The organism is Undibacterium sp. TJN19, from assembly GCF_049339485.1.
Taxonomy (GTDB): Bacteria; Pseudomonadota; Gammaproteobacteria; order Burkholderiales; family Burkholderiaceae_D; genus Undibacterium.
Genome location: NZ_JBMPPL010000016.1, coordinates 1 through 21,257, shown reverse-complemented (window position 1 = coordinate 21,257; position 21,257 = coordinate 1). Strand labels below are relative to the sequence as shown.

Below are 21,257 nucleotides of genomic sequence, written 5' to 3'. Positions count from 1 at the left end.
GTGAGGCTTGGTTTTGCGTTGCACAATTGTGGCATAATCAAATGCGAAAAAAAGATGCAACACGGATTAATGACTTATTTCCAGGCTTCAGATCATGCTTAAAACGCTTTACGATAAATTGTGGGAATCTCATGTAGTGCATTCGGAGAACGATGGTACTGCGATTTTGTATATAGACAGGCATCTGCTGCATGAGGTAACCAGCCCTCAGGCATTTGAAGGACTGAAGCTGGCTGGCAGGCAGCCGTGGCGCCTGTCTGCAAACCTGGTGGTGGCAGATCATAATGTACCTACGACAAATCGTATAAATGGTATTGATGATCCCACTTCTCGCTTGCAGGTTGAGACTCTGGATGCCAACGCTAAAACCTATGGATTGACTTATTTTGGCATGGCTGACAAACGTCAGGGCATTGTCCATGTCATCGGCCCTGAGCAAGGTGCAACTTTACCGGGCATGACCGTTGTCTGCGGCGATTCCCACACGTCAACGCATGGTGCATTTGCCTGTCTGGCTCATGGTATCGGCACTTCAGAAGTTGAGCATGTGCTGGCCACCCAGACGCTGATCGCAAAAAAATCCAAGGCCATGCTGGTGCAGGTGGATGGCGCGTTGCCAACCGGTGTCACCGCAAAAGATGTAGTGCTGGCGATTATCGGCAAAATTGGCACCGCAGGCGGCACAGGTTATGCCATTGAGTTTGCTGGTTCGACGATACGCAATCTGTCCATGGAAGGCCGCATGACGGTTTGCAATATGGCGATTGAAGCTGGCGCACGCGCGGGCATGATCGCCGTTGATCAAACCACCATCGATTACGTCAAGGGTCGCCCATTTTCCCCTGTTGGGCCGCACTGGGACAGAGCGGTGGAATACTGGCGCACCCTGCACACCGATGTTGGTGCAAAATTTGATCTGGTGGTTACTTTGAATGCCGCCGACATCAAGCCACAGGTGACCTGGGGTACCTCACCAGAAATGGTCGTGGCAATTGATGGTCGCGTGCCTGATCCCGATCAGGAAAAAGATGCAGTCAAGCGTGATGCCATAGAAAAAGCCCTGATTTATATGGCACTGACGCCAAACACAGCAATTTCCGATATCCGTATCGATAAAGTGTTTATCGGTTCTTGCACCAATTCACGGATTGAAGACCTGCGGGCGGCAGCGGCGGTAGTTCGCGGCAAATACCGCGCTTCGAACGTGAAACTGGCAATGGTCGTGCCAGGTTCTGGCCTGGTCAAAGAACAGGCAGAGCGCGAAGGGCTGGACAAGATTTTTAAAGCCGCTGGTTTTGAATGGCGCGAACCAGGTTGTTCCATGTGTCTGGCAATGAATGCCGACAGACTGGAACCGGGTGAGCGTTGTGCTTCGACTTCGAATCGCAATTTCGAAGGTCGCCAGGGACAGGGCGGGCGTACCCATCTGGTGTCACCAGCGATGGCTGCTGCTGCCGGTGTGGCAGGGCATTTTGTTGATGTGCGTTGATAAATATTGATTGAGAAGGAATTGACATGAAAAAAATCTTTCTACTGACAATTTGCGCGTTGGTTCTGACTGCCTGCAATACCGTTCAGGGATTGGGCAAAGACGTTAAAAAGGCTGGCGAAGCAGTCGAGAATGCAGGAAAAAAATAATACTGGCATGGATAAATTTACTTTACTCGATGGTCTGGTCGCACCCATGGACAGGGCGAATGTCGATACGGATGCGATCATTCCGAAACAGTTTTTGAAGTCGATCAAACGCAGTGGTTTTGGTCCGAATTTGTTTGACGAATGGCGTTATCTCGATCATGGCGAGCCTGGCGTGGACAATAGCAAGCGTCCCTTAAACCCTGAGTTTGTATTGAATCAGCCGCGTTATCAGGGCGCATCAATTCTCTTGACACGCAAAAATTTTGGTTGTGGTTCTTCCCGTGAGCATGCGCCGTGGGCGCTGGAACAATACGGCTTCAAGGCTGTGATTGCGCCAAGTTTTGCCGATATTTTTTTCAATAACTGTTATAAAAACGGCTTGCTGCCTATCGTTTTAAGCGAGGTGCAAGTCGATCAGTTATTTGATGTGGTCAGGGCATTTCCTGGTTTTCGTCTGATTGTTGATCTGGAAAACCAGCTTGTCACGACTGCCAATGGCGGACAAAGTTACCCGTTCGAGATTGATGCATTCCGCAAGTATTGCCTGATTAATGGCTTTGACGATATTGCTCTGACTTTGCGCAATGCAGACAAAATTCGTGCTTTTGAAGAGCGTCATATCGCGGCACAGCCATGGTTGGCCAACACTATATAAATTGAATTTGTAAAGAATATGAAAATTGCTATTTTGCCAGGTGATGGCATAGGTCCGGAAATTGTTGAGCAAGCCGTTAAAGTATTGAACGTATTGGGCGAATCTTTTGAGATGGAAACGGCACCGGTCGGTGGTGCTGGTTACGAAGCCTCAGGTCATCCTTTGCCGGATGCCACACTGAAGCTGGCACTGGACGCGGATGCCATCTTGTTTGGTGCCGTTGGTGACTGGAAATACGATACGCTGGACCGGCCTTTGCGCCCGGAACAAGCCTTGCTGGGTTTGCGCAAGAATCTGAATTTATTTGCCAATTTGCGTCCGGCTATTTTGTATCCTGAACTGGCTGGTGCTTCGACATTGAAGCCTGAAGTTGTCTCTGGTCTTGATATCCTGATCGTCCGTGAGTTGACGGGCGATGTCTATTTTGGCCAGCCTCGTGGCGTCAGGGTTTGCCCGGATGGTCCGTTCAAGGGTGAGCGCGAAGGTTTTGATACCATGCGCTATGCAGAATCAGAAATCCGCCGCATTGCCCATGTGGCTTTCCAGGCCGCGCAAAAGCGCAGCAAGCGTCTGACCAGCGTTGATAAAGCCAATGTGCTGGAAACCTTTCAGTTCTGGAAAACTATTGTGACAGAGGTGCATGCCGAGTATCCGGATGTGGAACTGGATCATATGTACATCGATAACGCTGCCATGCAACTGGTGCGCGCACCGAAAAAATTTGACGTCATCGTTACTGGCAATATGTTTGGCGATATTCTGTCTGACGAAGCCGCCATGTTGACGGGCTCTATCGGCATGTTGCCTTCAGCCTCGCTGGATGCCAATAACAAGGGCATGTATGAGCCTTCACATGGTTCAGCGCCCGATATCGCTGGTAAAGGAATTGCCAATCCGTTGGCAACGATTTTATCGGCTGCAATGATGCTGCGTTATTCGCTGAACAAGGCAGAGCAGGCAGACCGTATTGAAAATGCCGTCAAGAAAGTACTGGCGCAAGGTCTGCGTACATCCGATATTTACGAAGCGGGTACCACCAAGGTCGGCACCGCCGAGATGGGGCAGGCAGTGGTTAATGCCTTGAGTTAAGGTTTTGTTGGTGTAAGGCAGGGGATGTCCTGTCAAAATTTAGGGAAAAATGATGAAGCTGGTAGGTCTGGTAGGTTGGCGTGGTATGGTGGGTTCTGTCCTGATGCAACGCATGCAGGAAGAGGGTGATTTCGATCATATTGAACCCGTGTTTTTTTCAACTTCCAATACAGGTGGCACGGCCCCTGCAATGGCGAAGAATGAAAAGACCTTGCAAGACGCAAATAATATTGAGGCGCTCAAGAAGTGCGAAATTATTATTACCTGTCAGGGTGGTGACTATACTAATGAAGTTTTCCCAAAATTACGTGCTGCTGGCTGGAATGGCCACTGGATAGATGCAGCGTCCAGTCTGCGCATGAATGATGATGCCGTGATCGTTCTCGATCCGGTCAATTTGCCTGTGATCAAGCAGGCCCTGGTCAAAGGTCAAAAAGACTGGATAGGCGGCAATTGCACAGTCAGTTGCATGTTGATGGGTGTGGGTGCCCTGTACAAGGCAGGTCTGGTCGAATGGATGAGTACACAGACTTACCAGGCCGCATCCGGCGGCGGTGCCCAGCATATGCGTGAGCTGTTGACGCAATATGGCACGTTGAATGCAGAAGTACGTGATTTGCTGGATGATCCTAAAAGCGCGATTCTTGAGATCGACCGCAAGGTGATTGCCAAACAGCGTTCTTTGTCTGAAGCAGAAACCGCCAATTTTGGCGTACCACTCGGCGGCTCCCTGATTCCGTGGATAGACAAGGACTTGGGTGATGGCATGTCCAAGGAAGAATGGAAAGGCATGGCGGAAACCAACAAGATACTGGGGCAGGGCGAAGGCTTTGGTAGTGCGGCCATTCCAGTGGATGGTTTTTGTGTCCGTATAGGTGCCATGCGCTGTCATAGCCAGGCCCTGACTTTCAAGTTGAGAAAAGATGTACCGCTGTCTGATATTGAAGGCATGATTGCTGCTGATAATGAATGGGTAAAAGTAGTTCCAAATACCCGTGAAGCAAGCGTGCATGATTTGACTCCTGTTGCGGTGACCGGCACAATGACAATACCAGTTGGTCGTATTCGCAAGCTGGCGATGGGGCCGGAATACGTGGGTGCGTTCACAGTAGGTGATCAATTGCTGTGGGGTGCTGCCGAGCCTTTGCGCAGGATGTTACGAATTTTAATAGAAGATTAATTTCTTACGGCAATGTTGTAAAATACGAGGGGGCGTAATACGCCCCCTTATTATTTCCGAAATTTATTAAATAGATAATTATTAATTTGGCAATTATTCACTCACTTGTCATTTGGCAACAACATTTATACGGTATCCTTGCATTTAGAGCTTCTTAATGTATTTACCACTGTGATAAATCGCGTTAAGCTTGCGTGGCCATGTTTGTAATGTTAATGTGAAACATTAGGACGCGTAGCTAGGCAATGTGAAAAGCGTCACCCAGCGGACTTTGTTCGCCAAAAATTCCCAATATGTCTGACAAAATGCATAATCAAAAAAAATCGTCTGTGGTTTCCCTGGGACGCAAGGCGCTCACCGTTGCTGTTGCGTCGTCCTTGTTAATGCTGTCCAATGCGCATGCTACCGGCTTGGGCAAGCTGACTGTATTGTCAGCACTGGGGCAGCCCTTGCGTGCAGAGATAGAATTGACTTCTCCCAGTAAGGAAGAGATTGATTCACTCGTACCAAAACTTGCCTCCGTTGATGCATTCAGGCTGGCGAATATAGACTTCAATTCTGCATTGCTGTCCTTGCGTTTTGTGGTTGAACCGCGTGGTGCGACATATGTCATACGCATCAGTTCTTCACAGGCCATGAACGAGCCATTTGTCGATATGCTGCTGGAATTAAATTCCGCGAATGGCAAATTGCTCAGGGAATATACCTTCCTGCTGGACCCGGCTGAATTGCGTAATAGTCAATCTGCTCAGGTAGCTAACCCTACTTTTGTTGCTAATCAGCCACAAAATTCCACAACTTCCAATTCGTCACAAACAGGTCGCCCTGCCAATGTGCAGGCGCCTGTTGCAAATACTTCTGGCAAGAATTCCAGGACAAAAAGCATTGACACATCCGGCGATGTGAAATCCGCCGGTGATTATCAGGTTAGAAACGGCGATACCTTAAGCAAGATTGCTGGCAACTATAAGCCAGAAGGTGTTTCTCTGGACCAGATGCTGGTTAGCCTGTATCGCGCCAACCCACAGGCTTTTGCTGGTAATAATATGAATCGCCTGAAGTCCGGGCAGATTTTGACGGTGCCAGATGCTGAGTCCGTACGTAATGCCAGTGGTTCCAGCACCGAATCCCATTCTGTCGTGACAGCGCATGCGGCGGATTTCAATGCCTATCGTAATCGCCTGGCAGAACAGGTTTCCAGCGCCCCTGCTGAGAAAGCTGCTACCAGCAAACAAAGCGCTACTGGCACGATTACCGCCAAGGTGAAGGAAGTACCAACTGCCACCAGCGATTCCCCGGATAAACTGAAGCTGTCCAAAGCAAGCCCTAGCGCGTCTGCCAAAGGCATGACAGGAAAGGGTACGTCAGAAGAAGATCGTATAGCAAAAGACAAGTCTGCAGCAGAATCGAATGCGCGGATGAAAGAGCTTGAGAAAAACGTCGGTGATTTACAAAAATTGTTGGAAGTTAAGAACAAGGATTTGGCAGCCAAGCAGGCTGAGTTGACGGCGAAAGACCAGAAAGCGCGTAGCGATGTCAAAGCCAGCGCTTCTGCTTCCGCCGCAGTTGCTGCCCCAGTTCCAACGCCAGCGCCGGCAGCTGTTCAGGTCGCCAGCGCACCTGCGTCAGCCGCTGCCCCGGCGAGTGCTTCGGTGACCGCATCGGTCGCATCTGCGCCCGCTTCGGTTGCTACTGCTGTGCCAGTGCCAGCCGCTGCATCAACCGCAGCTTCAGTTGTAACGCCTAAGCCTCCAGTCAAGCGCAAGGTAGTTGCACCACCTCCACCGCCGCCACCTGAGCCAGGTTTCTTTGATAATATCTCTGACTATTTGTTGCCCGGTGGCGCAGCGCTGTTGGCGCTGCTTGGTGGGTATGGTATCTACACGAGCCGTCGCAAGAAGAAATTGCAACAGTTTGAAGATAGTATATTGACCGGTTCCAGCATGAAGGCCAACTCCATGTTTGGTTCTACTGGCGGGCAAAGCGTTGATACAAACAATAGTGTTTTCAATTCCAATTTCGCGCCTTCGGCTAGCCAGCTGGATGCGAATGAAGTTGATCCGGTTGCTGAAGCGGATGTCTATATCGCCTATGGCCGCGATTCCCAGGCAGAAGAAATCCTGAAAGAAGCATTGCGTACCCAGCCAGACAGGCATGCGGTCCGGGTCAAATTGCTGGAAATTTATTTTGCCCGCAAAGACGCCAAATTATTCGAGCGTCTGGCAAGCGAGTTGTATGGCATGACCAGCGGTGAGGGTGAAGACTGGGCGCAGGCTGCATCTATGGGTATTGTGCTGGAACCTGGCAATCCTTTATACGCAGGTGGCAAGGCCAAGCCTGAAATGGCATCGACATCCGGTCTGGGTTCTGGTACGCAACCACTGGAAGATCTTGATCCTGAAGCATTGCTGGCAAATTCGCTTTCACAAGACATGCTGGAAGCCATCAGCATTATTGATACCGCCCAGCGTGATGGTGGTTCTGGATCCCATAAAGCAAGCGCAGAAGATTCCATTCCTGCGATGGATGAAGGTGCACTCGACTTTGATCTGGATATTTCTGGTGTTGCTGAGCCAGAAGTACCAAAAATTCCAGAGCCCGTTGTGCGCGCTGCACCAGTTGAAGATACCAGCAATATCCCGGCGGTAGACTTTGGCACGATTGATTTTGACTTTGGTGCCAAAGAACCGGAGCCGGCAGCAGCACCAGTTATCGCCAAGGCCGCACCAGTAATTGCTGAGCCTAGTGATCATGAACTGGCTGAAAAGTTCGAGCTGGATCTGGGGCAGATCGATTTTGCGACAGATAAACATGAAGCCGAGCCGCTGTCATTGTCTGGCCTGTCGGACAATAATCACAAGCTCGACGAAGAACTGATCGCTGCCACGCTGGCTGAAGAGTCTCATGAATTGCCGACCTTGCCGCCTGTGCCGGCACATGCTGCGCTTCCTGAACCTTCTGCATTCGAATTTGATTTGTCTGGCATTGACCTGGATTTGGCACCTGCCGGTGATGCACATGCAGCAGCTGCTGCACCGGTCGAAGTGGAAAGCCCGGCACACAATGCTGAAATGGCAACCAAGCTTGATCTGGCGGTGGCTTATCATGAAATTGGTGATAAAGAGGGTGCCCGCGAATTGCTTGATGAAGTCATGAAGGGCGGTACTGCTGAACAGATGGAAAAAGCCAAAGGAATGATGTTGCAAATGGCTTGATCATGTTGATTTGATCGCGGCGGGCGCAGCAGATGCTGGCGCCCGTTTTGTTTTTTTAAATATGGATTTCGTAGTGAAACGATTAGTTCTGGGTGTTCAATATGATGGCACGTCCTGGCAGGGATGGCAGACCCAACCTTCGGGAAACACCGTGCAGGATGCACTGGAAAGGGCGCTGAGCCGCTTTACCGGTGCTGTCAGTATAGACACTACCTGTGCTGGCCGTACCGATGCTGGTGTACACGGGATTGAGCAAGTTGTGCATTTCGATACGGATCTGGATCGCGCTGCCTACTCGTGGGTCAACGGTGTTAATGCATTTTTGCCAGCCTCAGTCGCGGTGCAGTGGGCGAAAGAGCTGCCTCTGGATCTTGAATCTCAGGATAATTTTCATGCCAGATTTAGCGCCAGGGCGCGCACCTACCATTACATTTTGCATAACGCTAAAATCCGTTCGCCGATGTGGTCGCATCGGGCTGGATGGTTTTTTCGCCCGGTAGAGGTAGAAAGAATGCGCGCTGGTGCCGCTTATTTGATCGGCGAGCATGACTTTTCTGCCTTTCGTGCCTCTGGGTGTCAGGCCAAAACACCCATCAAGCATATGTATGGCATACAAATTCAGCAACAGGGTGAGTTGATTGTATTTACGCTGCGGGCCAGTGCTTTCCTGCATCATATGGTGAGAAATATTGTTGGCTCCCTCATCTTTGTCGGCACTGGAAAGCGTGAGCCGCAATGGATGGCAGAGGTCTTGCTTAGCGGCAATCGCGAAATTGCCGCTCCCACCTTCATGCCAGATGGTTTATATCTGGCAAAAATCGACTATGAAAACAAGTGGCAGCTGCCACAAAGAGACTTGGTCGACGGTCTGGGTTTCTTATCTTTTTTATAGTGCCTAAGTGACATCAAGCTGACGATTTCTGGGCTTTCCGCACTGAAATCCGGTAAAATGGCGTTTTGCAAAACCCAAACTGAAGGCGCTCGCCTGGGGAAGCTTGCCCAGTCATGAGCGCTTTTTTTGTAGCCGGTATTCGCTTCACCTTTGTTCTATTTCGTAACTTCAATGAATAACATCCGCAATTTTTCGATTATTGCCCATATTGATCATGGCAAATCCACTCTGGCAGATCGCATTATCCAGATTTGTGGCGGCCTTTCCGATCGCGAGATGGAAGCGCAAGTACTTGACTCCATGGATATCGAGCGTGAGCGCGGTATCACCATCAAGGCCCAGACAGCCGCCTTGCATTACAAGGCACGCGATGGCCAGATTTATAACCTGAACCTCATCGATACGCCAGGTCACGTCGATTTCAGCTATGAAGTCAGCCGTTCCCTGTCAGCATGTGAAGGCGCTTTGCTGGTAGTGGATGCATCGCAAGGCGTGGAAGCGCAAACAGTCGCGAACTGCTATACCGCCATTGAACTGGGTGTAGAAGTTGTTCCTGTCCTCAACAAGATTGATTTGCCATCGGCCGACCCGGACAACGCCTGCCAGGAAATCGAAGAAGTGATAGGCATTGATGCTTCTGATGCCGTGCATTGTTCGGCTAAAACCGGCCTCGGTGTTGAAGATGTACTTGAATCCTTAATTATTAAAGTGCCACCACCAGAAGGTGATCCAACAGCGCCGTTGCAAGCCCTCATTGTCGACTCATGGTTTGATAATTATGTGGGCGTCGTCATGCTGGTGCGTATCAAGAATGGTACTCTGCGTCCTAAAGACAAGATACTGTTCATGGCGACAGAAGCGCAACATCTGGTTGAAAGTGTCGGTGTATTTACACCCAAATCGCTGAGCCGGACAGAATTGTCTGCTGGCCAGGTGGGCTTTGTGATTGCCGGTATTAAAGAGTTGAAGTCAGCCAAAGTAGGCGACACCATTACCGTTGCCAACAGACCTGCTGCTGCGCCTTTGCCTGGTTTTAAAGAAGTGCAGCCGCAAGTGTTTGCCGGTTTGTTCCCGGTTGAGGCTAATCAATACGATGCCCTGCGTGACTCGCTGGAAAAGCTCAAGCTCAATGATGCCGCCCTGATGTATGAACCTGAGGTTTCACAGGCGCTGGGCTTTGGCTTTCGCTGTGGCTTCCTCGGTTTGCTGCATATGGAAATCGTGCAAGAGCGCCTGGAGCGCGAATTTGACATGGATCTCATCACGACCGCTCCAACAGTGGTGTACGAGGTGGTCATGGCCGATGGCAGCATCTTGATGGTGGATAATCCCTCCAAGATGCCAGAGCCATCGAAGATAGAAGAAATTCGTGAGCCTATCGTCACCGTCAATCTCTACATGCCGCAGGAATATGTGGGTTCGGTGATTACCCTGTGTACCCAAAAACGTGGCGTACAGCTGGACATGAACTATCATGGCCGCCAGGTAAAATTGACCTACGAAATGCCGATGGCTGAAATCGTTCTGGATTTCTTTGATCGCCTGAAATCCACGTCCCGCGGTTATGCGTCGATGGACTATGAGTTCAAGGAAAACCGGGCTGCTGATGTGGTCAAGGTCGACATGCTGATCAACAGCGAAAAGGTCGATGCACTGGCGATTATAGTGCACAGGGCAAACAGCCATTTCCGTGGCCGTGCCGTGGCGGCCAAAATGCGTGAGCTGATCCCGCGCCAGATGTTTGATGTAGCAATTCAGGCAGCAATTGGTTCCAACATCATCTCGCGTGAAAACGTCAAAGCCTTGCGTAAAAACGTATTGGCCAAATGTTATGGTGGTGATATCAGCCGTAAGCGCAAACTGCTGGAAAAACAAAAAGCAGGTAAAAAACGCATGAAGCAGGTTGGCTCCGTCGAAATTCCGCAAGAAGCATTTTTGGCGATTTTACAAGTGGACGAAAAATGAATTTGCAATCAATCTTAGGCAATTTCGCCTTGATCCTGTTTGTACTGACCGTCGTTACCGGGGTGATCTGGTGTCTGGATATGTTTCATTTCGCCAAAATTCGTCGTGCGAATGCCGACAGGGCATTGGCCGAATTTGATGCGCGTAATGCACGTCTGTCCGCCGAGGGCATCAAGCTGGAAGAGGGCGGCCGTCAGGAACTCGAAGCCAGCCTGCTCAGACAGCCGGTATGGATAGAATATTCAGGTAGCTTTTTCCCCGTGATTGCCCTGGTATTTTTTACCCGTTCATTCCTGTATGAACCATTCAAAATACCTTCCAGTTCCATGTTGCCGACATTGTTTGTCGGCGACCTGATCTTGGTCAATAAGTACACCTATGGTGTTCGTTTGCCCATCATCAATAAAAAAGTCATTGAGCTCAATCATCCTGAACGTGGCGATGTCATGGTATTTAAATACCCGGAAGACCCGTCTGTGGACTATATTAAACGTGTAGTCGGTGTTCCAGGTGATAAAATTGTGTACAAAAACAAACGCTTATCAGTTAATGGTAATGAACTTTCTTATAAGAACCTGCCAGATTTCCTGGATGAAGAGCGGCTCACTTATTCTAAGCAGTACAATGAAAATCTGACGGGTGTTTCTCATAACATCCTCAATGACGAACAGGCACCGGTATTTGTACGTGACCCGCATAACTTCCCAAGACGTGACTTGTGCAGCTATGTAGATGACGGATTCATCTGTACCGTGCCAGAAGGGCAATATTTCATGATGGGTGATAATCGTGATAACAGTCTTGATAGTCGATACTGGGGGTTTGTCCCGGATAAAAACATTGTTGGTAAGGCGTTTTTCATTTGGATGAATTTAGGCAATATTAAGCGTATTGGTAGTTTTCACTAAACTTCACTCTTAATCAGGAACAAAAAACTATGCGAAACACACAATATTCTTCCAAGCAACACCAAAAAGGTATTTCCCTGATTGGCTTGATCCTGTCTATGGGCGTGCTGATTTTAATTGCTGTGCTGGCAATGAAAGTGGTGCCAACTGCGATTGAATATAATTCCATCAGGAAGGCAATATTCAGTGCCAAGAATGCCGGCTCAACCGTCAGGGAAATTCAGATTGCGTTTGATAAGCAGGCTGACGTCGGCTATTTTGATGCCATCGCAGGCAAGGATCTGGTGATTGTCAAAAATGGTGAGGAAGTTGAAGTCAGCTTCGAATATACGAAAAAAATACCTTTGTTTGGACCAGCCAGTTTATTGATGGAGTACTCCGGTACGACCGCTAAAAGTGGTATTGTCGCCAAAAAGCCCGAAAAGCCACAATAAGTAAGCTCGTATGAATCAACAACTATTGCAGAAAAGGCTGGGGCACCAGTTCAGCAACCCCGCTTTATTGCAGCAGGCGCTTACGCATCGCAGTCACAGTGTTTTGCATAATGAGCGCCTGGAATTCCTCGGCGATTCTGTCCTCAATTGTGTCGTCGCATCCTTATTGTTTGATAGCTTCGCCAATATTGATGAAGGCGACCTGTCACGGGTACGCGCTAATCTGGTGAAGCAACAGTCGCTGTATGAAATTGCACAAAGAATAGAACTGTCCCAATTTTTGCGTCTGGGTGAAGGTGAATTGAAATCCGGCGGCTTTCGCCGTCCGTCCATTCTGGCTGACACACTGGAAGCTTTGTTTGGTGCCATCTTTCTGGATGCCGGTTTTGATGCCGCACGTGAAGTCATACGTTCCCTGTATGCACCCGTGCTGGCAACAGTAGACCCGACGACCCTGGGTAAAGATGCCAAGACCCTGTTGCAGGAATTTTTGCAAAGTAAAAAGATCGCTTTGCCGCAATACAATGTAGTGGCAACTCATGGTGCTGCCCACAACCAGGAATTTGAAATCGAATGTCTGGTGCCCAAGCTGGAAATACAAGTGTTCGGTACTGGTGGTAGTCGTCGCGCCGGTGAACAGGCCGCCGCCAAACTGGCGCTGGAAACTGCGCTGGCCATGCTGGTACGTTCACCTGCGACAAAAAAAGCCAAACCCCGTGCTTCACAACTGAAACTGGCTGGCATTGCCACCGTACAAAATGAAGTCGTCACTGAAGTCAAAGCAAGCGCGGCCAAGCAAAAAAGCCTGCTAGAGGCAGATGCCAAGCCTGTTGCGGCCGTTGCTTCTGATGATGCCGTTGCAAATCTTAATCCACACCCTAAAACTGCCTGATGACCGCATGAGTGAACTAATAGAAAATCCTGATTTCCGCTGCGGCTATATCGCAATCGTTGGGCGACCCAATGTCGGCAAGTCGACCCTGATGAATGCCTTGATCGGTGCGAAGGTCAGTATTACCTCACGCAAAGCGCAGACCACGCGCCACCGCATTACGGGTATTCAAACCAAAGACAATACGCAATTCGTCTACGTTGATACGCCAGGTTTCCAGACGCGCCATTCAAATGCCCTGAACCGCACCTTGAACCGCACTGTTACGACGACACTAACAGCGGCTGACGTTATTTTGTACATTATTGAAGCGGGTACTTTTGGTCCGGCTGATCAGCAAGTCATCAACTTGTTGCCGAAGAACGTGCCTTGCATACTGGTGATCAATAAATCAGATCGTGTCAAAGACAAAGCCGTCATGATGCCGTTTGCCCAGAAAATTGCAGAGCTGCATCCCTTCGTGGCAATAGTGCCGGTGTCAGCGACACTGCGCTTCCAGCTGGAAAACCTCGAAGGCGAAATCAGAAAATACCTGCCATTGAATCCACCGGTTTTTGCGGAAGATGACATTACTGACCGCAGCGAAAAATTCTTGGCAACAGAAATCGTGCGCGAAAAACTGTTTCGTTTCGTAGGCGACGAACTGCCCTATACCAGCACTGTGCTGATCGAGAAGTTTGAACAGGAAGGCAATCTGCGCCGTATATTTGTAGCGATACTGGTAGACCGCGACGGTCACAAATCCATGGTCATCGGCAACAAGGGCGCGCGCCTGAAAGACATTTCTACGCAATCGCGTCAGGATATGGAAAAATTGTTCGGCGGCCCTGTGTATCTGGAAATCTGGGTCAAGGTCAAATCTGGCTGGGCAGACAATGAAGCCGGATTGCGCGCTTACGGTTACGAGTAAAATTTTCAATGACTGAACAGGCAGTCGCCGGGCCAGAAGACATGATCGTTGAAGAAGCAGCGACGGTCAGTATTGCTGCATCGACGCCTGCCAAAAAAACGGCAGCACGACCCCGTGCGCCACGCAAGCCCGCCGTCAAGGAAATACGTGTACTTGAACAGCCAGGCTTTGTATTGCATTCATGGCCCTACAAAGAAACCAGCCTCATCATTGATGTGCTGACGCGTGACCATGGCCGCATTGCCCTGGTTGCCAAAGGTGCCAAGCGGCCGCATTCTCAATTGCGCAGTGTCTTGCAAACCTTCCAGCCTTTGCAAATCGGCTGGAGTGGCAAAGGCGAAATCCGCACCCTGATTTCTGCTGACTGGGTAGGTGGCATGCTGCCTCTGGAAAAATCAGCCTTGCTGTGCGGTTTTTACCTCAATGAATTGCTGGTCAAGTTTTTGATGCGCGACGAAGCCCATCCTGAACTGTTTGATCTGTATGTCGCCACCCTGAACCAGTTGGCACATGATGAGCCGGCCACCATCGTCCTGCGGCATTTTGAACTGGCCTTGTTGCGCCAGTCCGGCCTGGTCGGTGACCTGACGCGTTGCACGCAAAGACGTGAACAGGTCCTGGGCGAGCAGCTATACGTCATGGACCCCGAACGTGGACCACGCCCAGCCATGCAGGCAGATACCGTACCCAAGATTTCTGGCAAAACCCTGCTGGCCATGCAGCGTGGCGATTATGCTGAGCAAAGCACGCAACTGCAAAGCAAGTTGCTCATGCGCTTTCTGCTTGCCCATCATTTGCATGGTGCCGTACTCAATACCCGGCAAATTCTGATAGATTTACAAAATCTATGAATATCCACCAACAAACCCAGCTTATTGATCTTGGCGTCAATATCGACCATGTGGCAACCCTGCGCAATGCGCGTGGCAACAGTTACCCTGACCCCTTGCTCGCTGCCCTGATGGCAGAAGAAGCCGGGGCTGACTGCATTACCCTGCACCTGCGTGAAGACCGCCGGCATATCAGGGACGCTGATGTAGAACACCTGCGCCCACGCCTGCTGACACGCATGAACCTGGAAGCTGCCGTTACTACAGAAATGATCGACTTTGCATGCCGCATACGGCCGCATGATGTCTGTCTGGTGCCAGAGCGTCGCGAAGAAGTGACGACTGAAGGTGGGCTGGATGTCGTGCATTATTTCGCCCAGGTGCAAGCCGCAGTCAGGCAATTGCAGGCTGAGGGCATACGCGTATCCCTGTTTATCGATGCTGATGCGCAGCAAATCCAGGCCAGCGCCGAAACCGGTGCAACCGTCATTGAACTGCACACAGGCCGTTATGCAGAAGCATCAGATGCAGCACAACAGGCACTGGAACTGCAAAGAATAAAAGCCGGTGCCATCGAAGGCATACGACGTGGCCTGAAGGTCAATGCCGGACATGGCCTGCATTACACCAATGTACACGCCATTGCTGCCATCGCAGAAATTACAGAATTGAATATTGGCCATGCCATCGTTGCGCAAGCTGTTTTTGACGGTTGGCGCAAGGCTGTCAGTGACATGAAAGCCATCATGGTGAAGGCCAGGCTGCAAGCACGGCATTGATATGATTTACGGCATAGGCACAGACATTGTCCAGATTTCGCGCATACAGGATGCATTGGCGCGCAGCGGAGAACGCTTTGCCGAAAAAATCCTGGGGCCGGATGAACTCATTATCTATCACCAGCGCAAGACGCAAGTGCCTGCACGTGGCCTGCGTTATCTGGCCACCCGGTTTGCCGCCAAAGAAGCTTTTTCCAAAGCCATAGGCATGGGCATGCGTCACCCCATGAACTGGCATGCCATGCAAACCTTAAGCGAAGAAAGTGGTCAGCCCGTCATCATCACCAATGGCTTGTTGCAACAATGGATGCAGGAACGTGCCTTGCAGCCGCGTGTATCCATCAGCGACGAAAGCAGCCACGTGATCGCTTTTGTCATCGTAGAAAAAACTCCCGCAGATTTATCGCATCATGACTGAACCACTCATTTCAGAAGCGCGCCAGAAAGTGCTGGATACGGTTGCCAAACTGCCGCACCTGCCTGGCGTCTATCGCTATTTTGATAATCAGGATCAGGTGCTCTACGTAGGCAAGGCGCGCGATCTCAAAAAAAGGGTGTCCAGCTATTTCCTGAAAAACCTCGCCAGCCCGCGCATTGCGATGATGGTCGATAAAATCGCCCGGCTCGAAACCACAGTCACACGCAGCGAAGCCGAGGCACTGATCCTTGAAAACAACCTCATCAAGGCGCTGAAGCCGCGTTACAACATCTTGTTCAGGGATGATAAGTCTTATCCCTACCTGAAAATCACTACCGAAAAAACACCGCGCATGATGTATTACCGCGGCGCGATAGACAAGAAGCATCAATACTTTGGGCCTTTCCCGTCAGCCTGGGCGGTCAAGGAATCTATGCAGATCTTGCAGAAAGTATTTTTGCTGCGCAGTTGCGAAGACAGCGTGTTTTCCAACCGCACGCGACCTTGCCTGCTGCACCAGATCAACCGTTGCAGCGCGCCCTGCGTCAATATTGTTGCGCCAGAAGATTATCAGAACGATGTCGACAACGCCGCCAATTTCCTGCGCGGTCGCCAGCAAGAAGTGATGCAGACGCTGGAGCAAAAAATGCTGGGCTTTTCTGTCGAACTGAAATTCGAACAGGCTGCATCCGTACGCAACCAGATGTCAGCGCTGTCCAAGGTCTTGCACCAGCAAACCATGGAAACTGCCGGTGATGTCGATATCGATATTCTCGCCGTTGTGGTGGAGGGCGGGCGCGCCTGCGTCAATCTGGCCATGGTCAGGGGCGGGCGTCATCTGGGTGACAGGGCGTATTTCCCCACTCATGTTGATGATGCCTCCATCGTCGCAGAAAACGCCATCGAGGTTGAAGTTATTTCCGCCTTTTTGGCGCAGCATTATGTCGACCAGTTCATTCCCTCCACGCTGGTCATGAATATCGAACTGGATGCCCCCGATCTGATGATGGCGCTGGCAGAGCAGTGCGGGCACAGGATCAATTTATCCTTCCAGCCGCAGGAGCAGCGCAGGGCATGGCTGGAAATGGCTGTCAAAGGCGCAAAGCTGGCGCTGGCGCGCATGTTGTCTGAACAGGGTTCACAACAGGCGCGTACACGTGCCCTGGCGACCGTGCTGGAGCTTGATATCGCTGATCTTGAGCAATTGCGTGTGGAATGTTTTGATATCAGCCACACTGCGGGTGAAGCAACACAGGCATCGTGTGTCGTGTTTCATCATCACGCCATGCAAAACGGCGAATACCGCCGTTTCAACATCAAGGACATTACACCCGGCGATGACTATGCCGCCATGCGCCAGGTCTTGTTTCGCCGTTATGAAAAAGTCGCCAGCGGGGAAGAAGGCACAGAGCGCCAGATGCCCGACATCGTTTTGATCGACGGTGGCAAGGGCCAGGTGGAGATGGCCAGACAAGTCTTTGTCGAGCTTGGTTTGGATATCAGCCTCATTGTTGGTGTCGCCAAAGGGGAGGGGCGCAAGGTTGGCCTGGAAACCCTGGTCTTTGTCGATGGCCGCGCTGAAAAAGAACTGGGCAAAGAATCTGCCGCACTGATGCTGATAGCCCAGATCCGTGATGAAGCACATCGCTTTGCCATCACCGGCATGCGTGCCAAACGTGACAAGGCCAGGCAGACTTCGCAGCTGGAAGAAATCGAAGGCATAGGCCCCAAACGCAGGCAGCGCCTGCTCGTGCGTTTCGGCGGGCTAAAAGGGGTCAGTGACGCCAGCGTTGCCGACCTGGCCAGCGTGGAAGGTATTTCCCGCCAGTTGGCTGAAGAAATTTACAAGAGATTGCGTTAGAGAAAAATATATAATGCGCTTACTCACCTTCGATATAAAAAAATGCCTTTCAATATACCTATCCTGCTGACCTGGCTGCGCGTGGCGCTGATACCGCTGGTAGTGGGTGTTTTTTACCTGCCCGATGCCTGGTTAAGCCTGTTTGAAAAAGGCATGGCATCCACCATCGTTTTCATCGTCGCCGCCGTTACCGACTGGTTTGACGGCTTCCTGGCACGCCGCTGGGAACAAACATCCTCATTCGGGGCCTTCCTGGACCCTGTGGCAGACAAACTGATGGTCGCTGGGGCCTTGCTGGTGCTGGTGCAGTTGGACCGCGTCAACGCCGTTATCGCCTTTGTCATCATCGGTCGTGAAATCACCATATCGGCATTGCGTGAATGGATGGCGCAAATCGGCGCTTCCAAATCAGTCGCGGTCAGCTCGCTGGGCAAGATCAAGACCACCGCGCAAATGGCCGCCATACCCATGCTGCTGTACTACGACATGCTGTTTGGCGTGCTTGATACCAAGATACTGGGTTCATGGTTATTGCTGGTGGCATCGGTGCTGACAGTGTGGTCCATGTTCTACTATTTACGCAAAGCCTGGCCCCTGATTAAGGAAACCACCGATAAAATGGATTGAGCGGCTTGACAGAATTGATGGTTCATATATAATTCTGGTCTTTCGTCGATGCGGGAGTAGCTCAGTTGGTAGAGCGCAACCTTGCCAAGGTTGAGGTCGAGAGTTCGAGACTCTTCTCCCGCTCCAAGATTTTTTGGGTGGCAGCGAAAAGGCAGTATTGAAACAGGCAGCACAGTAGTAAAAATGCGGGAGTAGCTCAGTTGGTAGAGCGCAACCTTGCCAAGGTTGAGGTCGAGAGTTCGAGACTCTTCTCCCGCTCCAAAATGGCGTAGTACCTGAAGTATCAGCAGCACATCTGCGGGAGTAGCTCAGTTGGTAGAGCGCAACCTTGCCAAGGTTGAGGTCGAGAGTTCGAGACTCTTCTCCCGCTCCAGATTCTGAGGGAAGCAAAGCTTCCCTTTTTTATTCAAGTTTTACCGCGTTTTAGCGTACTGTTGAGCTTCGGAGAGGCCAGCAGAAGACCGCTGAAATAGCACCCCTGGCGGGGTAGCAAAGTGGTTATGCAGCGGCCTGCAAAGCCGTAGACGCCGGTTCGATCCCGGCCCCCGCCTCCAGAATTAAAAAAAGCGCTTTAGGGCGCTTTTTTTCCAGAACTGACAGTAGCTGTTTGCTACTGTATAGTTGTAGTGTGGGCCCGAGTGGTGAAACAGGTAGACACATCGGACTTAAAATCCGCCGCTTCGTTAATAGCGGGCGTGCCGGTTCGATTCCGGCCTCGGGCACCACCAGTGATTAAAATATTTGCATATAAATACGCCTAAATCCATTTAAATCAAGGACTTAGGCGTTTTTGTTTTAGTAGCTTGTATACACATTATGTCCTAAATCCTCCCCAATAAAAATTGTACATCCCCCGAATTCCCCCGTAAGATCCCCCGAGAACTAACAAAGGGAAACTGCGATGGCGTACTGTGAAAAAGTAAAAAAGGGCTACCGTGCCCATATCCAGCTAACAATTGGAAGTGAATTAAAAAGGGAATCCCAGACTTTTCCAATCAAAGCCCAGGCAATTGCTTGGGCGGCAGACCGTGAGTCAGAATTGCGGAAAGAAAAAGCTTCAGGAATCGTTCTTGGCAAAACCTTTGCACAGGCATGCGAACGGTATGAGGAGGAGGTATCTTCTACTAAAAGGGGTAAGCGGTGGGAATCTTTGCGTTTAAACGCTATGGCTGGTGTCGTGATTAGCAAAAAGCGCTTGGGCGATATGCTTTTAGTCGACATAACTCCTGACGTTATCGGAAAATGGCGCGACCAACGACTGAAAGTCGTAACTGGTTCTACGGTCAATCGGGAATTCAACCTGATGTCTCATGTCTTTTCAACAGCAAGAGATGAGTGGCGGTGGATGTCCGAAAGCCCAACAACCAAAGTTCGCCGGCCCGCAAGCGCATTGCCACGAAACAGGCTTGTTTCAGGCCTTGAAATTGAGAAGCTTTCATTGGCTGCAAACTATGTTGATGGTTCTGTAATCCAAAAACAGCAGGCAGTGATGGTGGCTTTTCTGTTTTCAATTGAGACAGCAATGCGGTTGGGCGAGGTTTGTGGTCTAAGGGAGAAAGACATTACCGGCGCTGTCGCGCTTTTACCAATGACCAAAAACGGTACTGCCAGGCGTGTTCCGCTGTCAAGAAGGGCGTTAGAATTGTTGAGCTACTTGCCAGAACCTGTGGGCGACGAATCTATTTTCATGGTATCTGCATCGAGCGCCAGCACCTTATTTCGCAAAATCACAAAAAGATGTGAATTGGATGGTGACGACGGCGTCCACTATCACGATTCGCGGCATGAAGCCATAACCCGCTTAGCAAAAAAACTAAATGTATTGGACTTGGCAAGGGTCACTGGCATAAGAGATTTGAAGATATTGAACGTGTTTTACAATGAAACAGCCGAGAGCATGGCACAGAGATTAGGTTAAAAAGAAGATACTTATGTGTTTACAGTGCAATGAAAAATCAGTTTTGATTATTAATAAAATTGAGCCACTTAACAATGGACTCAGAGTCGTAATGGTGGACATCTACATTTTTTAAATCTACGAGACTTCTAAAATCCTTTCTTATTTTTTCACCACGTTTTTTACGCTTATTATGCGTGAACCAATGCCATGCTAAAAGGTCAGCGCATTGCAATTGAATAGCATTAGTTTTATTTTGGAAAGATACGCTGCCCCCTCTATATTTTTCCTTAAGCAAAGGATATTTAAAAATTGTATCAGTGGCTCTTTGAAAATCACCAAAACCTTCGGCACCGCTTTCAAAGAAGTAAGAAATCGGTTTATTATGATTATTTTCATTTGACCAGTTATGAACCCCGTTAAAAACCTGCCAACACATAAAGGAATATGGGTTGTTAAAGATTCCATTCGGGGGAATCATTTTGTACGATGAAACGTCAAGAGAAACGGCTATTCCCCTTGCTGCATAAGTCTTTATAAGATTGATGGCTTCACGAGCAGCAAGGTCGCATTGCTCACGCGATAAATGCTTATAAACTCCCATATTGTGAGCACACTCTTTCATATGAAAATATGGTAAGCCGTAGTGTAAAAGCATTTTTCGCCATTTTTCATCTAACTCTATGGACTTATTTTTTTCAAAAATGTAGCCGGCTACGCAAAGAAATGGCGAACCATCGTGGGTACCACTTTCATCAAAATATGCTTCTACAAAAGTATCCATGATCTTCCACTTTAAACTTTTTTGTCCGAAAAGACGATCAAGCCGCGTTTCGCTATTTTCTAAAGATAACGATTTTACTATCCAGTCGATATTAAGTGCTTTTCGAATTATATTTAATATTTGTTCAGTGTTGATTTGCACTGAAAATTGACCCACTGGGGGTGCGGACAATAACTTGGACTACTTGGAGGTAGTTCATGTATTCATACGAAGACCGTATTCGAGCGGTCAAGCTTTATATCAAGCTCGGGAAGCGCATTCGCCCGACCATTCGGCAGTTGGG

At 49.8% G+C, this 21,257-nt stretch carries 19 protein-coding genes and 5 tRNA genes; 23 read left to right on the top strand and 1 reads right to left on the bottom strand.

Annotation, left to right across the window (positions count from 1 at the left end):
• Nucleotides 1-94 precede the first annotated feature (94 nt).
• The 23 genes from leuC to ACO0LH_RS26535 all read left to right on the top strand — a co-directional run bounded on the left by leuC (nt 95) and on the right by ACO0LH_RS26535 (nt 20,211).
• Entirely contained in the window at nt 95-1,489 is a 1,395-nt protein-coding gene (gene leuC / locus ACO0LH_RS26645) for a 3-isopropylmalate dehydratase large subunit (protein WP_422944178.1), read from the top strand.
• A gap of 26 nt (nt 1,490-1,515) precedes the next feature.
• Nucleotides 1,516-1,638 carry an entericidin A/B family lipoprotein gene (locus ACO0LH_RS26640; protein WP_422944177.1) on the top strand — a complete coding sequence of 41 codons (123 nt, stop codon included), beginning with the start codon at nt 1,516-1,518 and terminating at the stop codon, nt 1,636-1,638.
• A gap of 7 nt (nt 1,639-1,645) precedes the next feature.
• Nucleotides 1,646-2,293, top strand: coding sequence for a 3-isopropylmalate dehydratase small subunit (leuD, locus tag ACO0LH_RS26635; protein WP_422944176.1), 648 nt, complete (start codon nt 1,646-1,648; stop codon nt 2,291-2,293).
• A gap of 18 nt (nt 2,294-2,311) precedes the next feature.
• Nucleotides 2,312-3,382: a 3-isopropylmalate dehydrogenase gene (leuB, locus tag ACO0LH_RS26630; RefSeq protein ID WP_422944175.1), complete on the top strand. Its 1,071-nt coding sequence runs from the start codon at nt 2,312-2,314 to the stop codon at nt 3,380-3,382.
• 49 nt (nt 3,383-3,431) lie between these two features.
• Complete coding sequence (gene asd, locus ACO0LH_RS26625; RefSeq protein ID WP_422944174.1) at nt 3,432-4,562, top strand: aspartate-semialdehyde dehydrogenase; 1,131 nt, start codon at nt 3,432-3,434, stop codon at nt 4,560-4,562.
• A gap of 305 nt (nt 4,563-4,867) precedes the next feature.
• Nucleotides 4,868-7,777, top strand: coding sequence for a FimV/HubP family polar landmark protein (locus ACO0LH_RS26620; RefSeq protein ID WP_422944173.1), 2,910 nt, complete (start codon nt 4,868-4,870; stop codon nt 7,775-7,777).
• Nucleotides 7,778-7,850: 73 nt separating this feature from the next.
• Nucleotides 7,851-8,669: a tRNA pseudouridine(38-40) synthase TruA gene (gene truA, locus ACO0LH_RS26615; RefSeq protein ID WP_422944172.1), complete on the top strand. Its 819-nt coding sequence runs from the start codon at nt 7,851-7,853 to the stop codon at nt 8,667-8,669.
• 171 nt (nt 8,670-8,840) lie between these two features.
• The gene (gene lepA / locus ACO0LH_RS26610; protein ID WP_422944171.1) at nt 8,841-10,634 is read left to right on the top strand and encodes a translation elongation factor 4; all 1,794 of its coding nucleotides are present in this window, start codon (nt 8,841-8,843) and stop codon (nt 10,632-10,634) included.
• A 62-nt stretch (nt 10,635-10,696) separates the two neighbouring features.
• Nucleotides 10,697-11,542: a signal peptidase I gene (gene lepB / locus ACO0LH_RS26605; protein WP_422944224.1), complete on the top strand. Its 846-nt coding sequence runs from the start codon at nt 10,697-10,699 to the stop codon at nt 11,540-11,542.
• A gap of 29 nt (nt 11,543-11,571) precedes the next feature.
• Nucleotides 11,572-11,976 carry a DUF4845 domain-containing protein gene (locus ACO0LH_RS26600; protein WP_422944170.1) on the top strand — a complete coding sequence of 135 codons (405 nt, stop codon included), beginning with the start codon at nt 11,572-11,574 and terminating at the stop codon, nt 11,974-11,976.
• Nucleotides 11,977-11,986: 10 nt separating this feature from the next.
• Complete coding sequence (rnc, locus tag ACO0LH_RS26595; protein WP_422944169.1) at nt 11,987-12,868, top strand: ribonuclease III; 882 nt, start codon at nt 11,987-11,989, stop codon at nt 12,866-12,868.
• A gap of 7 nt (nt 12,869-12,875) precedes the next feature.
• Nucleotides 12,876-13,778: a GTPase Era gene (era, locus tag ACO0LH_RS26590; protein WP_422944168.1), complete on the top strand. Its 903-nt coding sequence runs from the start codon at nt 12,876-12,878 to the stop codon at nt 13,776-13,778.
• 8 nt (nt 13,779-13,786) lie between these two features.
• Complete coding sequence (gene recO, locus ACO0LH_RS26585) at nt 13,787-14,629, top strand: DNA repair protein RecO (protein ID WP_422944167.1); 843 nt, start codon at nt 13,787-13,789, stop codon at nt 14,627-14,629.
• A complete protein-coding gene (pdxJ, locus tag ACO0LH_RS26580) occupies nt 14,626-15,387 on the top strand; it encodes a pyridoxine 5'-phosphate synthase (protein WP_422944166.1) in 762 nt (253 codons plus the stop codon). The genes recO and pdxJ overlap by 4 nt, the downstream gene beginning before the upstream one ends.
• A gap of 1 nt (nt 15,388) precedes the next feature.
• Nucleotides 15,389-15,805: a holo-ACP synthase gene (acpS, locus tag ACO0LH_RS26575; protein WP_422944165.1), complete on the top strand. Its 417-nt coding sequence runs from the start codon at nt 15,389-15,391 to the stop codon at nt 15,803-15,805.
• Entirely contained in the window at nt 15,798-17,666 is a 1,869-nt protein-coding gene (uvrC, locus tag ACO0LH_RS26570) for an excinuclease ABC subunit UvrC (RefSeq protein ID WP_422944164.1), read from the top strand. Before acpS ends, uvrC begins: the two co-directional genes overlap by 8 nt.
• 42 nt (nt 17,667-17,708) lie before the next feature.
• The gene (pgsA, locus tag ACO0LH_RS26565) at nt 17,709-18,293 is read left to right on the top strand and encodes a CDP-diacylglycerol--glycerol-3-phosphate 3-phosphatidyltransferase (protein ID WP_422944163.1); all 585 of its coding nucleotides are present in this window, start codon (nt 17,709-17,711) and stop codon (nt 18,291-18,293) included.
• A 50-nt stretch (nt 18,294-18,343) separates the two neighbouring features.
• Nucleotides 18,344-18,419 (top strand) — tRNA-Gly (locus tag ACO0LH_RS26560).
• 59 nt (nt 18,420-18,478) lie between these two features.
• A tRNA-Gly gene (locus tag ACO0LH_RS26555) sits at nt 18,479-18,554 on the top strand.
• A 36-nt stretch (nt 18,555-18,590) separates the two neighbouring features.
• Nucleotides 18,591-18,666 (top strand) — tRNA-Gly (locus ACO0LH_RS26550).
• A gap of 107 nt (nt 18,667-18,773) precedes the next feature.
• A tRNA-Cys gene (locus ACO0LH_RS26545) sits at nt 18,774-18,847 on the top strand.
• 78 nt (nt 18,848-18,925) lie between these two features.
• Nucleotides 18,926-19,018 (top strand) — tRNA-Leu (locus tag ACO0LH_RS26540).
• A gap of 176 nt (nt 19,019-19,194) precedes the next feature.
• Nucleotides 19,195-20,211 carry a tyrosine-type recombinase/integrase gene (locus ACO0LH_RS26535; protein ID WP_422944162.1) on the top strand — a complete coding sequence of 339 codons (1,017 nt, stop codon included), beginning with the start codon at nt 19,195-19,197 and terminating at the stop codon, nt 20,209-20,211.
• 37 nt (nt 20,212-20,248) lie between these two features.
• On the opposite strand, the gene ACO0LH_RS26530 is transcribed toward ACO0LH_RS26535, so the two are convergent.
• Complete coding sequence (locus ACO0LH_RS26530) at nt 20,249-20,974, bottom strand: DUF3800 domain-containing protein (protein ID WP_422944161.1); 726 nt, start codon at nt 20,972-20,974, stop codon at nt 20,249-20,251.
• Nucleotides 20,975-21,257 lie beyond the last annotated feature (283 nt).

Bases quoted from the DNA above. Each gene is read 5' to 3' on its own strand.
- ACO0LH_RS26530 (WP_422944161.1), bottom strand. From the start codon at position 20,974: ATGGATACTTTTGTAGAAGCATATTTTGATGAAAGTGGTACCCACGAT.
- leuD (WP_422944176.1), top strand. From the start codon at position 1,646: ATGGATAAATTTACTTTACTCGATGGTCTGGTCGCACCCATGGACAGG.
- ACO0LH_RS26620 (WP_422944173.1), top strand. From the start codon at position 4,868: ATGCATAATCAAAAAAAATCGTCTGTGGTTTCCCTGGGACGCAAGGCG.
- ACO0LH_RS26640 (WP_422944177.1), top strand. From the start codon at position 1,516: ATGAAAAAAATCTTTCTACTGACAATTTGCGCGTTGGTTCTGACTGCC.
- lepA (WP_422944171.1), top strand. From the start codon at position 8,841: ATGAATAACATCCGCAATTTTTCGATTATTGCCCATATTGATCATGGC.
- rnc (WP_422944169.1), top strand. From the start codon at position 11,987: ATGAATCAACAACTATTGCAGAAAAGGCTGGGGCACCAGTTCAGCAAC.
- recO (WP_422944167.1), top strand. From the start codon at position 13,787: ATGACTGAACAGGCAGTCGCCGGGCCAGAAGACATGATCGTTGAAGAA.
- ACO0LH_RS26535 (WP_422944162.1), top strand. From the start codon at position 19,195: ATGGCGTACTGTGAAAAAGTAAAAAAGGGCTACCGTGCCCATATCCAG.
- pdxJ (WP_422944166.1), top strand. From the start codon at position 14,626: ATGAATATCCACCAACAAACCCAGCTTATTGATCTTGGCGTCAATATC.
- leuB (WP_422944175.1), top strand. From the start codon at position 2,312: ATGAAAATTGCTATTTTGCCAGGTGATGGCATAGGTCCGGAAATTGTT.
- era (WP_422944168.1), top strand. From the start codon at position 12,876: ATGAGTGAACTAATAGAAAATCCTGATTTCCGCTGCGGCTATATCGCA.
- acpS (WP_422944165.1), top strand. From the start codon at position 15,389: ATGATTTACGGCATAGGCACAGACATTGTCCAGATTTCGCGCATACAG.
- pgsA (WP_422944163.1), top strand. From the start codon at position 17,709: ATGCCTTTCAATATACCTATCCTGCTGACCTGGCTGCGCGTGGCGCTG.
- asd (WP_422944174.1), top strand. From the start codon at position 3,432: ATGATGAAGCTGGTAGGTCTGGTAGGTTGGCGTGGTATGGTGGGTTCT.
- uvrC (WP_422944164.1), top strand. From the start codon at position 15,798: ATGACTGAACCACTCATTTCAGAAGCGCGCCAGAAAGTGCTGGATACG.
- ACO0LH_RS26600 (WP_422944170.1), top strand. From the start codon at position 11,572: ATGCGAAACACACAATATTCTTCCAAGCAACACCAAAAAGGTATTTCC.
- leuC (WP_422944178.1), top strand. From the start codon at position 95: ATGCTTAAAACGCTTTACGATAAATTGTGGGAATCTCATGTAGTGCAT.